Annotated in this window: 14 protein-coding genes; 3 read left to right on the top strand and 11 right to left on the bottom strand. The window is 58.0% G+C overall.

Going from position 1 to position 13,239, the window contains the following annotated elements; translation table 11 throughout:
* The first annotated feature begins 70 nt into the window (after positions 1–70).
* Positions 71–1,465 carry an amidohydrolase family protein gene (locus BJP35_RS15530; RefSeq protein ID WP_047744597.1) on the top strand — a complete coding sequence of 465 codons (1,395 nt, stop codon included), beginning with the start codon at positions 71–73 and terminating at the stop codon, positions 1,463–1,465.
* Here BJP35_RS15530 and BJP35_RS15525 read toward each other — a convergent pair.
* A complete protein-coding gene (locus tag BJP35_RS15525; protein ID WP_014169939.1) occupies positions 1,462–1,749 on the bottom strand; it encodes a DUF1330 domain-containing protein in 288 nt (95 codons plus the stop codon). The two genes, BJP35_RS15530 and BJP35_RS15525, sit on opposite strands and share 4 nt — an antisense overlap.
* Before the next feature lie 149 nt (positions 1,750–1,898).
* Here BJP35_RS15525 and BJP35_RS15520 point away from each other — a divergent pair, with 149 nt between their 5' ends.
* Entirely contained in the window at positions 1,899–2,804 is a 906-nt protein-coding gene (locus BJP35_RS15520; protein ID WP_086463399.1) for a LysR family transcriptional regulator, read from the top strand.
* A gap of 193 nt (positions 2,805–2,997) precedes the next feature.
* Positions 2,998–3,936, top strand: a complete 939-nt coding sequence (locus BJP35_RS15515) for an omptin family outer membrane protease (protein WP_025204278.1) — start codon at positions 2,998–3,000, stop codon at positions 3,934–3,936.
* 95 nt (positions 3,937–4,031) lie between these two features.
* Here BJP35_RS15515 and paaY read toward each other — a convergent pair whose 3' ends face one another.
* From paaY to paaD, 10 genes are all read right to left on the bottom strand, one after another.
* Positions 4,032–4,628, bottom strand: coding sequence for a phenylacetic acid degradation protein PaaY (gene paaY / locus BJP35_RS15510; RefSeq protein ID WP_020884237.1), 597 nt, complete (start codon positions 4,626–4,628; stop codon positions 4,032–4,034).
* A 9-nt stretch (positions 4,629–4,637) separates the two neighbouring features.
* Entirely contained in the window at positions 4,638–5,573 is a 936-nt protein-coding gene (gene paaX, locus BJP35_RS15505) for a phenylacetic acid degradation operon negative regulatory protein PaaX (protein ID WP_014169935.1), read from the bottom strand.
* 136 nt (positions 5,574–5,709) lie between these two features.
* On the bottom strand, positions 5,710–7,026 hold the full coding sequence (paaK, locus tag BJP35_RS15500) for a phenylacetate--CoA ligase PaaK (protein ID WP_014169934.1): 1,317 nt from the start codon (positions 7,024–7,026) through the stop codon (positions 5,710–5,712).
* A gap of 26 nt (positions 7,027–7,052) precedes the next feature.
* Entirely contained in the window at positions 7,053–8,258 is a 1,206-nt protein-coding gene (pcaF, locus tag BJP35_RS15495; RefSeq protein ID WP_047744595.1) for a 3-oxoadipyl-CoA thiolase, read from the bottom strand.
* Positions 8,258–8,680: a hydroxyphenylacetyl-CoA thioesterase PaaI gene (gene paaI, locus BJP35_RS15490; RefSeq protein ID WP_020884240.1), complete on the bottom strand. Its 423-nt coding sequence runs from the start codon at positions 8,678–8,680 to the stop codon at positions 8,258–8,260. The genes pcaF and paaI overlap by 1 nt, the downstream gene beginning before the upstream one ends.
* Complete coding sequence (gene paaH / locus BJP35_RS15485; RefSeq protein ID WP_047744594.1) at positions 8,670–10,097, bottom strand: 3-hydroxyacyl-CoA dehydrogenase PaaH; 1,428 nt, start codon at positions 10,095–10,097, stop codon at positions 8,670–8,672. Before paaH ends, paaI begins: the two co-directional genes overlap by 11 nt.
* Before the next feature lies 1 nt (position 10,098).
* On the bottom strand, positions 10,099–10,887 hold the full coding sequence (paaG, locus tag BJP35_RS15480) for a 2-(1,2-epoxy-1,2-dihydrophenyl)acetyl-CoA isomerase PaaG (RefSeq protein ID WP_025204280.1): 789 nt from the start codon (positions 10,885–10,887) through the stop codon (positions 10,099–10,101).
* Positions 10,887–11,654 carry a 2,3-dehydroadipyl-CoA hydratase PaaF gene (paaF, locus tag BJP35_RS15475; RefSeq protein ID WP_014169929.1) on the bottom strand — a complete coding sequence of 256 codons (768 nt, stop codon included), beginning with the start codon at positions 11,652–11,654 and terminating at the stop codon, positions 10,887–10,889. Before paaF ends, paaG begins: the two co-directional genes overlap by 1 nt.
* Positions 11,651–12,721, bottom strand: coding sequence for a 1,2-phenylacetyl-CoA epoxidase subunit PaaE (gene paaE / locus BJP35_RS15470; protein ID WP_047744593.1), 1,071 nt, complete (start codon positions 12,719–12,721; stop codon positions 11,651–11,653). The genes paaF and paaE overlap by 4 nt, the downstream gene beginning before the upstream one ends.
* Before the next feature lie 7 nt (positions 12,722–12,728).
* On the bottom strand, positions 12,729–13,226 hold the full coding sequence (gene paaD / locus BJP35_RS15465; protein ID WP_047744592.1) for a 1,2-phenylacetyl-CoA epoxidase subunit PaaD: 498 nt from the start codon (positions 13,224–13,226) through the stop codon (positions 12,729–12,731).
* Between the last annotated feature and the right edge of the window lie 13 nt (positions 13,227–13,239).

The following is a 13,239-nucleotide window of genomic DNA, read 5'->3' as shown; positions in this document are numbered from 1 at the left end:
CGTTAAGCATCTTTTTCGCCGTAATCGGGTGGCGTAATTTCTCACCCATGAAGAGACAAAGGACAAGAAGATGAGCGATTACCTGAGAAATATGATTAACAATCAGAGCATAACCCCACCCGCCACGTTGATTAAGGGCGCAACCCTGCTCAGCATGGATGACAGGGTGGGTAATTTTGAGCGCGGCGATATCCTTATCGAAGGCGCAAAGATCGTCGCCATTGGTGAAAATCTGGCAGCAGAAGGCGCCCGCTTAATAGATGCCACACATATGATTGCCATGCCGGGCCTGGTAGATACCCATCGCCATGCCTGGGAGGGACAACTGCGCCGCATTAACCCCGACGCCAAAACGCTTGAAGATTACTGCAACGCCACGCACTTCTCATTCGCCAGGTATTATCGCCCTGCCGATATTTATATCGGCAACCTGCTCACCGCCCTGGGGTGTATTGATGCCGGTATCACCACGGTGATTGATAATTCCCATAACAGCCGCACCGCTGCGCATTCGGACGCGGCCGTTGAGGCCCTGCTGGATGCGGGGATCCGCGCCGTACACGCTTCCGGTGCACCGGTGTCCGGAGAATGGGATCGCGCGCACTGGCCCGGTAACTGGCAGCGCCTGCAAGAAAAGTATTTCCAGAATAACCCTGAAAGTCTTGTTTCGCTGGCGGTCATGGCCCAGCTGGAACCGGAGAGATGGCTGGAGGCCCGCAGGCTGGGGTTGCCAATCGTGACCGAATTCTTTGGGGGTGAAATGGCGTCGCAGCTTGAGGCGCTGCATCAGCAGGGGCTTCTGGGACCGGACAATATTTTTAATCACTGCACCGCACTGCCGGACGACGGATGGAAAATTCTGCGGGACGCGGGCGTACGCGTGAACGTCTGCCCCCGTTCCGATGCGCACTATGGGATTGAAGACGGCATGTTTGCCCTTCAGTCCGCGCTGCGCCACGGCATCAGCCCCGGCCTCAGCGTAGACAATGAAACGTCGTACAGCGGCGACATGTTTATGGAAATGCGCGTGGCTTTTTACCTCCAGCGCGTCATGGGCATGCATCAGCAGCGCTGCTGTGGTTCAGCGCACACCGTAAATACGCTTCATACCCAACAGCTCCTGAAAGCAGCCACCGTCGATGGTGCGGCCTGTGCAGGGTTACAGGAGAGCATCGGCAGCCTGACGCCGGGTAAACAGGCCGACCTGGTGCTTATTAACGCCGGCGATCTCAACCTCTATCCGTCCGGCAATGCATTTGGCACGGTGGTCCATGCGGCAGAGCGCAGCAACATCCATACCGTCATGATTGCCGGACGAATCGTGAAGCAAGACGGCAACGTGCTGGGGGTCGACATCACCCGCCTTCGCGAGGCCATTGATGAATCACGTCATCATCTCTTTACCTCAGCCGGGTATGAGCCGGACATATTTGCTGACGCCTTCCTGCCGCTGGCGCAGGATTAAGCCCCTTCAACCACAACAAATGTCCCGGTTGCCGCCCCCGCGCGCAGCTTTCTGGCGGCCACGTACCCGGGACTGTTATAAAAACGTTTGGCCTCAGCATACGAATCAAACTCTAAAACGACATGGCGTTCATGCGCTTCCCCTTCCAGGTTCTCATATTCCCCGGACCAGACGATGACCCGTGGGTTAAACCCCTGCAGCGCTTCCCCGGCAGCGTTCGCATATTCTGCATAGGCAGCAGGATCTGTGACGGTCACGTGGGCGATTAAATAACCTTTATTCATCTTCTTTATCCTTCCTGAGAACTGTTGCCGGTGGTGTAAAACGCATCAACCTGTTTGACAGCGTTACGCGGTATGAAGACACTCTATTAGTCATCAATAAGGGAATAAATCACCCAAAAAATAACGCACTGTTACCCGGAAGGTGAACAATGAAAAACCTGCATGCACTGACTATTTTTGCGCGCGTCGCAGAAATGCAGAGCTTTACTCAGGCGGCGGAGAGCCTGGGCATTAAGAAAGGCCGCGTTTCAACGGTCGTACGTGAGCTTGAGCATGACCTCGGGACGACGCTGTTGCACCGGACTACCCGTGCGGTACAGCTGACCGAAGACGGTCGGGCTTTTTATTCCCGCGCCCGGGATTTGTTGTCAGATGCAGAAGATCTGCAGTCCATGTTTGCGCCTAGCGGCATGTCACTGCGGGGACGTTTACGCGTCGATATGCCAGCAGTGTTGGCCCAAAGCGTAGTGATTCCCGCCCTGCCACAACTGCTGGACGCGCATCCTGAACTTGAAATAGAACTTTCAAGCACAGACCGGCGAGTCGATCTGGTTCAGGAAGGCTTTGACTGCGTCATTCGTTTTGGGCCCATTGTTGATGAGACCCTCATTGCCCGACCGCTGGGTCAGTTACGGATGATTAACGCCGCCAGCCCACGCTATCTGGAGCGCGTCGGGGTGCCCCAGACGATTGACGACCTGCTTCGTCAGGGACACCGAATGGTGCATTACATGCGAAATTTTGGTGCCCGGCCTGATGGCTGGCAATACCCGGACGGTGATGGCTACCGGTCCGTCATGTTACCCGGCGCCGCGCGGGTCAACAGCGTACCGGCCTATCATGAAGCCGGGCTGGCGGGTCTGGGCTTAATTCAGGGCGGGTATTCCGCGCTGGCGCCCCATATCCAGCGCGGCGCGCTGGTTGAAGTGCTTCCCCATTTGCCTCCTGAACCGCTTAATGCCGCTTTTGTGGTCGCCCATCGGCGTAATTTATCGCAGCGTGTCAGAGCTTTTATGCACTGGACGGAAGTCATTTTAAAACCGTACTTTGATTAATATCCTGCTAAAGATATTCACGCTAATTGTCGGAGGCCGGACGGCAATATTATCTCGCCCAGGGGTGTTTCTTGTGAAAGGAATATACAACGCAAATGCGAATAATGACTAAAACTGGCAGTTGATTGTTATTTGCGTGGCTTTTAAAATTTAATTGCAAGGTATTTATTAAATTTTAATTAGGGACATAAAAATGACAAGAAATACGCTTTTACTGACGATGATGGCCGCCTTTTCAGGCGCAGTATACGCAGGGGAAACGCAATTTACGCCGAATTTCTCACCTGACAGCGTCACCGTTTCAGCCTCGGGCGGGATGCTCAGCGGGAAATCCCATGAAATGGTGTATGACGACGTCACAGGCAGAAAAATCAGCCAACTGGACTGGAAAATTAAAAATGTCGCCATCCTGAAAGGCGATATTTCCTGGGATGCGTACCCTTTCCTGACCCTGAACGCACGCGGCTGGACCTCGCTGGCATCCGGGTCGGGTCATATGGATGACTATGACTGGATGAACGAAAGACAATCCAGCTGGACAGATCATTCGACGCATCCGGCAACTAACGTCAATTATGCCAATGAATACGATCTCAATGTAAAAGGCTGGATATTGCAGGGCGAAAGTTATAAAGCGGGCGTGACTGCCGGTTATCAGGAAACCCGTTTTAGCTGGACGGCGACCGGTGGCTCTTATAATTATGATAACGGTACCAACACGGGGAATTTCCCGGCGGGTGAACGCGGCATTGGTTATAGCCAGCGCTTCTCAATGCCTTATATTGGGCTTGTGGGGCAGTATCGTATTAATAATTTCGAATTTAATGGCCTGTTTAAATTCAGTGACTGGGTGCGCGCTCATGATAACGACGAGCACTATATGCGCGACCTGACCTTCCGCGAGAAAACCTCAGACTCTCGCTATTATGGTGCGTCAGTGGATGCAGGATATTACGTCACGCCACACGCCAAAGTCTTTGCCGAGTTCGCGTATAGCCGTTACAAAGAGGGCAAAGGCGGCACGCAGATTATTGATACTAACACGGGCGAATCCGGGTCAATTGGCGGTGATGCGGCGGGCATTTCCAACAAAAACTATACCGTTACCGCCGGTCTGCAATACCGGTTCTGATTTCGCGCAACGCATCAGGCCAGCGTAAACATGCACAGGCCCCTGACGGGGCCTTTTTCGATGCGCTGCTTTGACATCAGCAGGTGCGCGCCCCTTCATGACGCAGATTTTGGTCGCAGATCCTCGTCAAACTCCAGACGTTTTCGACCGGGCTCCACTTCGCGCAGGGGTTCGACCTGATGCAGGGTCAGCTTGCAGCGATCCACCAGCACCTGATACTCACGCGTGCCCTGCTTCTTCCAGGCAATTTCCTGCTCGCTCAGCACACGTATCGCTTTTGCCGGACTGCCAATGATCAAATGGTTGGCGGGCATCTCCGCTTTCGCTTTCACAAAGGCCGCCGCGCCGACAATGCTGTTTTCGCCAATCACCGCGCCGTCCATGACCACTGCGTTCATCCCTACCAGAGCGTTACGGCGGATAATACAGCCGTGCAGAATCGCGCTGTGGCCGATATGTCCGTCCTCTTCCACCACCGTGTCCTGCTCCGGGAAACCGTGCATGACGCAGTTATCCTGAATGTTCGCGCCGTCTTTCACCACAATCCGGCCAAAATCGCCGCGCAGGCTGGCATTCGGGCCAACATACACGCCTTTGCCCAGGATCACGTCGCCGATGAGCACCGCCGTCGGGTGAACGTAGCTCTCATCAGGCACCACCGGCGTCAGACCGTCAATTTGATAAACGGGCATCTCCACTCCTTATACGATAGTAAGACCACCAAAGCGTTGATAGTAGAGCGTGCCGGGCACAGGCAGTTCGCCGACGGAGGTTTCACCTTTCTCGCTGACAAACGCCAGCGCCCCCGGTGCCACACGCTGATAAATATTAATGCACAGCTGTCGCGCACTTTGTCCGGCCCAGTGTGCAGGCAATAACTCCTCCGGCAACAGCGGGTCTTTCAGCACCACGCGACGGTAAAAATGGATCAGCAACAGCTGGATCTGGAAGCAGCGTTCCGGCGTTAATTCGTCCGGCGCGGCCTCTTTCAGCAGCGGCAGAAGAGGACGGAACGAGTGGATAAACGTCTCGTACATCGCGTTCTGTTCGGTCAACTGCCAGCACTCCTCCACCCGGGCACGCAGCGCCGCGCGGGACAGCGCCAGCGGCGAATGGGCCTCGAAGAAGATGACGTTTTCCGCCACGCCTGCGTCGTGTAAAAGCGACTGCACATCCGCCAGATGCTGCGACGGGGAGGCCATCAGGCTGGGAGCCAGGGTGCCAAAACCCTGCCAGATCAGCTGCTTTTTGACGTCAGCAAGGGTGGTTTTATCCAGGCCTTCCGAGAGCAGCAACAGCCACTTGCCGTCCCACGCGGGGAGTTCAGCACGGTAGATTTTACTCTCCGCGCGGCGGGTCAAACGCAGCCCTTTGTCGCTCAGCCGGTAAAAGCTGCGTCGTCCGATGCGCGACACATCCAGCCAGCCCTCTTTGTTAAGACGAAACAGCGCAGTGCGCACAAAGCGCTCGCCAAACCCCATCCCTTCCAGTAAGGCGGCGAGGCTGCCAAGCCAAATCTCGCCGCCGCGATGTGAAAGCGCGTCACCGTATAATGAGGAGATAAGCGACGTTCCGCTAACGGGAACCGAGCTAACCGCGTGCTGGATAAAGGCATCGAGTTTATTCATGTGATTCATTCTGTTGTTATTTTTGGTCTGGATGAATCATAGCATATTCCCCTCACCCCGGCCCTCTCCCAAAGGGAGAGGGAGACAACGTCCCTTCCCCCCTCTGGGGAGAAGGTTAGGATGAGGGGTGAGGAGTGAGGGAAACTCAACCGTTAGCCGCAACTTTACGCAAATCAAACACCCGACAGGCTTTGCCCTCTGAGCGCGGGATACTGCCGCAGTTGACAATCATCACGTCGGTGGAGATCCCGACCATCGATTTAATCCGATGGCGCAGCTGATGGCACACCTGGCAGCGCTGCTCGTGGGTCAGGGTCAGACTGCTCTCTTTGAGCTCCACCTTCACGGAAAGTGAATCAAGATGACCGCGGCGGTTGACCTCCAGCTGGTAGTGCGGGGAGAGGTGTTCGAACTTCACGATCTCCTCTTCCAGCTGGGACGGGAAGACGTTGACGCCGCGGATGATAAGCATATCGTCACTGCGACCGCTGATCCTGTCCATACGACGCATGGTGCGGGCGGTCCCAGGAAGCAGGCGCGTCAGGTCGCGGGTGCGATAACGAATCACCGGCAGCGCCTCCTTGGTCAGCGTGGTGAACAGCAGTTCGCCCTGCTCGCCATCATTAAGCGGCGTGCCGTCGTTCGGGTTGACGATCTCCGGATAGAAATGGTCTTCCCAGATGGTCGGACCGTCGGCGGTTTCGATACACTCCATCGCCACGCCTGGCCCCATGACCTCGGAAAGCCCATAGATATCCAGCGCGGTGATCCCCAGACGTTTCTCGATTTCGCGGCGCATGGCCTGCGTCCACGGCTCTGCGCCAAATACCCCCACACGCAGGGAGCAGGCGCTGGCATCGCCTCCCATCTGACGTTCCAGCTCTTCGATCAGATTGAGGCAGTAGGATGGCGTCACCATGATCATGTCCGGCTGGAAATCGCGGATCAGCTGCGCCTGTTTCTCCGTCTGGCCGCCGGACATCGGGATAACGGTCGCCCCTAAACGCTCTGCGCCATAGTGCGCGCCCAGCCCTCCGGTAAACAGGCCATACCCATAGGCCACGTGAATTTTGTCTTTCGCACTGCCGCCCGCGGCGCGCAGAGAACGGGCCACCAGGTTGGCCCAGTTGTCGATGTCATGTTGGGTATAACCGACGACAGTCGGCTTTCCGGTGGTGCCGGAAGAGGCATGAATACGCACCACCTGCTCCATCGGCACGGCAAAGGTATCGAACGGATAGTTATCACGCAGGTCCTGCTTGGTGGTGCACGGGAACTTACGGATGTCTTCCAGTGTTTTAAAATCGTCAGGGTGAACGCCCGCGGCGTCAAACTTGCGTTTGTACATCGGAACGTTGTTATAGGCGTGATGCAGCGTCCATTTCAGACGCTCGGTTTGCAGCGCCTGTAATTCGTCAATGGAGGCCGTTTCGATCGGATCAAGCTTTGTTGTATTTGTCATTGTAGGGTACTCACACTGTTATTCGCTCAAACACGCTCAAGGATCATGGCAATGCCCTGACCCACACCGATGCACATCGTACACAGCGCATAGCGCCCGTTGCGTCGATGCAATTCATTGCTCGCGGCCAGCGCCAGTCTGGCACCGCTCATGCCCAGCGGGTGGCCCAACGCAATGGCCCCTCCGTTCGGGTTGACGTGTTCAGCGTCATCCGGCAATCCCAGCTGACGTAACACGCCCAGCGCCTGAGAAGCGAAAGCTTCGTTAAGCTCAATCACGTCCATATCGTTGATGCTGAGCCCGGCACGTTCCAGCACTTTGCGGGTGGCTGGCACCGGTCCTAAGCCCATCAGACGTGGCTCCACGCCAGCGGTAGCCATCGCCACGATCCGCGTGCGCGGGACAAGCCCTTGCGCGTGCGCCATCGACTCGCTGGCGATAATCAACGCCGCAGCGCCATCGTTTACTCCGGAGGCGTTACCCGCCGTCACGACACCGTTCTTGCGAAACGGTGTTTTCAGCGCGGCAAGTTGTTCAAGCGTGGTATCAGCACGGGGATGCTCATCTACCGAAACTTCCGTAACCGTTCCTTTTTTGCCGGGCACCTGCACCGGTACAATCTCCTGCGCCAGAATGCCGTTCTGCTGTGCCTGAGCAGTACGCTGCTGGCTGCGCAGCGCGAAAGCATCCTGATCGGCCCGGCTGATATTTAACAATTCAGCTACATTCTCTGCCGTTTCCGGCATGCTGTCAGTTCCGAATTGCTGATGCATGATCGGATTCACAAATCGCCAGCCGAGGGTGGTGTCGAAAATCTCCGCCTGACGCTGGAACGCCGCCGTGGCTTTACCCATCACAAACGGCGCCCGGGACATTGACTCGACGCCGCCTGCAAGCAGCATGTCGCCATCACCCGCCCTGATCGCCCGTGCGGCAAAGCCAATCGCGTCCAGACCCGAACCGCACAGGCGGTTCAGCGTGGTGCCCGAGACCGTCTGAGGCAGTCCGGCCAGCAGCAGCGACATACGCGCCACGTTGCGGTTATCTTCCCCCGCCTGGTTGGCGCAGCCGAAGATCACATCATCAATCCGCTCGAGGTCGAGCTGCGGATAACGGGCCAGCAGCGCACGCAGTGGCACCGCGCCGAGATCGTCGGCGCGGACGCTGGCCAGCGCCCCGCCATAGCGCCCCACCGGGGTTCGAACGCCATCACAAATAAAAGCGTCACGCATCAGGCTTCTCCTGTCACACTGCCGCCGATGCGGTGAGATTTTCCGCGAAACAGGGCAACGGTTTTCTGTTGTTGGTTCTGAATTTCAATGTCATACACGCCGGTCAGTTTGCCCTGATGCTTAACCCGCGCGGTGGCGGTCAGCGTGTCGCCGGCAAACCCCGGGCGCAGAAAATCGATTGAACAGCCTGACGCCACTGCCGCCAGCCCCTGGCTGTTGCAGGCGTAGGCAAAAGCGGTATCGGCCAGTGAAAACAGCTGTCCTCCGTGGCAGGTTTTGTGGCCGTTGAGCATCTGTGGGGTGATGGTCATCGTCACTACCGCGTAGCCATCGTCCATGTCGATGATGTCGATCCCCAGCGCCTGGGCGCAGGCGTCCTGTTCATACATGGTGCGGGCGTTATGCCAGGCGTTATGACTCATAGCTACTCTCCAGAAGCGCACGCTGGCGCAGCAGTGAACAAGGGCGATAGCGTTCTTCGCCGTAATGGCGTTGCAAATTTTCAAGCAGCGTTAACAGCCGTTGCCAGCCCAGACGCTCCCCCCAGGCAATGGGCCCGTTCGGGTAATTCACGCCGAGGCGCATGGCGGTGTCGATATCCTTCTCGCTGGCCACCCCTTTTTGCAGCGCATCCAGCGCTTCGTTGGCGATCATCGCCACCGTCCGCCAGACCAGCAGGCCGGGGTAATCGGCAATGTGCAGTACCCGGTGTCCCTGCTGCTGCAGGTACCAGACGGCTTTTTGCGTGGCGGTATGCGGGTTATCCGATGCGGCTGCGATCACCGCCACGTCGCGTTCAATGCGGTCAATCACCACGACCGGACAGTGAAAACGCCGGGCCAGCGCCTGAGCGGTCTCCCCCTGGGTTTCAATCAACAGGAGCTCATCTATTTCCGTGACACCGTCACCTCTTCGCTGCACGCGCAGGGGTGTAAAGCTGTCGTTTACTGCGTCAAGCCACGGCACAGACGGTTTCTCACTGTGCCAGTCGTAAACGCCCTTCCCGCTTTTTTTGCCCAGTCGCCCCGCCAGCACCAGTTCCTGCTGCACCAGCGACGGCAGGAAACGACGTTCCTGCCAGAAGGCATTGAACACGGAACAGGTCACCGCAAAGTTGACGTCCTGACCAATCATGTCGGTCAGCTCCAGCGGTCCCATCGGGAAACCGCCGCCGTCGCGCAGGGCGGCATCAATCACTTCTGGCGAGGCGACCTGCTCTTCCAGGGCGCGCCAGGCTTCAGAATAGAACGGACGCGCAACGCGGTTGACGATGAACCCTGGCGTTGACTGGCAGCGGACGGGCTGTTTCCCCCAGTTCAGCGCCAGCTCGCACAGCGCATCGGCCACTTCGGGCGATGTCGCCAGCCCGCTCACCACCTCGACCAGCTTCATTACCGGTGCAGGATTAAAGAAATGCAGCCCCGCGACGCGCTCCGGATGGTGAACATCCGCCGCAATCGCCGTAACAGAAATGGAGGAGGTATTGCTGGTCAGCAAGGTCTGCGGCGGGCAAATCTGAGCCAGTTGCGCAAACAGCGCTTTTTTGACGTCGATACGCTCAGACGCGGCTTCAATCACCAGATCTGCCGCGGCAAGCGCTTCGATATCCGTTACCGGCAGCAGCCTGGCAAGTATCTGGCTGCCAGCATCGGCGGAAAGTTTTCCGCGAGTCACCCGGGAGGCGAGACGCTGGCGGATCCCGTCAATCGCGCGTGAAATCGCGTCTGAAGCAATGTCATACATCAGAACCTGATGCCCATGACTCGCCGCAACTTCCGCAATTCCCGCACCCATCGTGCCGCTTCCAATGACGGCGACAGTACGAACCGTGATCGCCATCTTATTTCCCCGTGAATGTCGGTGCGCGTTTGGCAAGGAAGGCGCTGACCCCTTCCCGGTAGTCGTCGCTGCGACCGGCCAGACGTTGATAATCGCGCTCCAGGTCAAGCTGGGCGTCGAGGGTGTTGGTCTCTGCCGCGTTAATCGCCTGCTTAATCAGCCCCAGACCAAAGGTGGGCTGAGAAGCAAAGTGCAGCGCCATCTGCTGGGCCGTGGCGGAGAGGTGTTCGTCATCCACCACCTGCCAGATCATCCCCCAGGCGTGTGCCTGTTCGGCGCTGAGTTTGTCTCCGAGCAGCGCCAGTCCCATTGCGCGGGCGCGCCCGGCGACGCGCGGCAGGAACCATGTTCCCCCGCAGTCCGGCACTAATCCGAGCTTGCTGAAAGCCATCACAAAGGTGGCAGAACGGGCGGCAATGACCATGTCACACCCCAGCGCCAGCGTGGCCCCGGCCCCGGCGGCCACGCCGTTGACCGCGCAAATCACCGGTTTCGGCAACGTCGCAAGACGGCGAACCAGCGGGTTGTAGAACGTCTCCACGGACATTCCCAGATCCGGCGCCGGACCGTTAGGGTCGACGTTGCGGTCATTAAGATCCTGACCCGCGCAGAAGCCGCGCCCCGCCCCGGTAATAAGCAGACAGCGGATGGTGTCATCGCGCTCGGCCTGTTTAAGGCACTCAGCGAGTTGCTGATGCATCACGTCGTTAAAGCTGTTCAGACGCTCCGGGCGGTTCAGCGTCAGGGTCATCACGCCTTGTTCTACATGACTGAGAATAAATTCCACGATTAGCGTCCTTTAAAGTCGGGGGTACGTTTCTGTAAGAATGCGTCGATGCCTTCTCGCCGGTCTTCGGTCGCTGAAAGCAGCGTAAACAGCTGTCGCTCCTGGACCAGTCCGGCCTGCAGGGAAACCTCCTGAGACTGGCGCAGCGCCTGCTTCGCCGCCTGGAGCGCCAGCGGTGAGTGTCGTGCCATCAGCGCCGCCTGTTTCAGGGCATATTCCAGCGTCAATGAAGCCGGGAACACATCGCTGACCAGCCCGGCGCGCTGCGCCTGCTGCGCGGTAATGCTCTCCCCGGTCAGCACCATTTTGCTGGCCAGCGATTTGCCCACGCTACGAATCAGGCGCTGCGTACCGCCCGCCCCGGGCATGATGCCGAGCGTAATTTCCGGCAGACCAAAACGGGCGTTATCCCCGGCAATCACCACGTCGCACAGCAGCGCAAGCTCGCAGCCCGCACCCAGCGCGAAGCCGTTGACGGCGGCAATCAGGGGTTTATTGAAGGCGTTGATCCGGGCCCACAGCTGGGGACGGATATCGTTCAGGGTGGCAGGCAGGTCTTTCTCCGCCATTTCGTTGAGATCTGCGCCGGCGGCAAAGCAGCGTGCGTTGCCGTAAATCACGCAAACGGAGAGATCGCGATCGGCCGCAGCGGCGTCGAGCGCGTCAGCAATCTGCTCTAACAGGGCGTTATTCAGCGCGTTGCGTGCCGCCGGACGGTTGAGCGTCAGCTGCAGGACACGACCATGACGGGTGACCATCAGTTCGCTCATGCCATCCCCCTGGAGTCAAAATCGACTATCACGTCAGCGGTTAACGGCAGCGACTGACAGCTCAGCACATACCCGACCGCCAGTTCGTCCGGCTCAAGGCTGTAGTTCGTCGCCATATCAACTTTGCCACGCAGCACTTTGCATTTGCAGGTCGCGCATACGCCGCCCTTGCAGGCATACGGCAGGTCGGCGCCCTGACGCAGGGCGGCATCAAGAATGCTTTCATCGTTTGCCGTGAGGGTAATTTCCCGGTCGCGACCGTCCTGACGCACGGTGACTTTTTGCCCTTCAGCCTGCACGCTGACCGTGCGTTTGCCGGTCGAGCCTGGCGTATTAAAACGCTCAAGGTGAATCGATTTCTCTGGCATCCCCAGCGCTTTCAGCGCCGCTTCCGCGTCGTCCATCATGGCGGACGGGCCACAAATAAAGGCTTCGTCGTACTGGCGGAAGTTGATCAGGGTTTTTGCCAGCGCCTGCAGCTTCTCACCGTCGATACGTCCATGCAGCAGATCGCTGTCGAGCACCTCCTGGCTGAAGATGGCGACCAGCTGCAGACGCTGCGGGTATTTGTCTTTCAGATCGGCAAGCGCCTCGCGAAACATCATGCTCTGGCTGCTGCGGTTGCCGTAGATCAGGGTGAAATGACTGTTCGGCTCGGTGGCGAGCGTGGCGGATAAGATGGCCAGCATTGGGGTAATGCCTGAACCCGCGGCAATGGCCAGATAGTGCCCTTCCCGGTCGGCGCGCGGCTGGTAACCAAACTGGCCCTGCGGCACCATGACCTCCAGCACCATGCCCTGTTTGATCTCATCCCGGGCATAGCGGGAAAAACGTCCGCCCTCGATGGCTTTCACCGCTACGCTGATCTCACCCGGCGCGGTACTGCGGCAGATAGAGTAGCAGCGACGCAGCTCATCCTCACCCAGCTTCGCTTTCAGGGTCAGGTGTTGTCCGGGACGAAAGCGATAGGCGTCCTGCAACGCCTGCGGTACCGCGAAAGTGATGGTCACCGCGTCGCGAGTTTCGGGTTCCACTTTTGCCACTGTTAATGAATGAAACGTTGTCATGGCAACCTCAAATACATTTGAAATAGTCGAAAGGCTCACGGCAGTCGTTGCAGCGATAAAGCGCTTTGCAGGCCGTCGAACCAAATTCACTGATAAGCGAGGTATGTGTGCTGGCACAGCGTGGGCAACTCACCTCGGCCGGGGCATGCGCGTGGCAGCTGTGGCCCACCGGTGGGCTGATGCCATATGCGCGCAGGCGTTTACGCGCATCCGCCGTCATCCAGTCGGTTGTCCAGGCCGGTTCGAGCTGAAGCACAATATGCACTGGCGTAAAGCCGTGTGCGGTCATCGCCTCGCGAATCGCGCCAAGCAAATGTTCCGTCGCCGGGCAGCCTGAATAGGTTGGCGTAAAGCCAATAACCCAGCCTTCGCCCTGCGGCGATACGCTACGCACCATGCCTAAATCGGTGATGGTTAACACCGGCACTTCCGGGTCCGGGATCTGGCTTAACAGTGACCAGATTTGAGGGATCTCCGCGGGTTCAATCCCGGCAAAACGCTGCATCTTCACCTCCGTA

The organism is Enterobacter sp. J49 (assembly GCF_002148625.1).
GTDB lineage: Bacteria > Pseudomonadota > Gammaproteobacteria > Enterobacterales > Enterobacteriaceae > Enterobacter > Enterobacter ludwigii.
The sequence above is the reverse complement of the archived record's forward strand: the minus strand, read 5'-3'. Positions and strand labels throughout refer to the sequence as shown.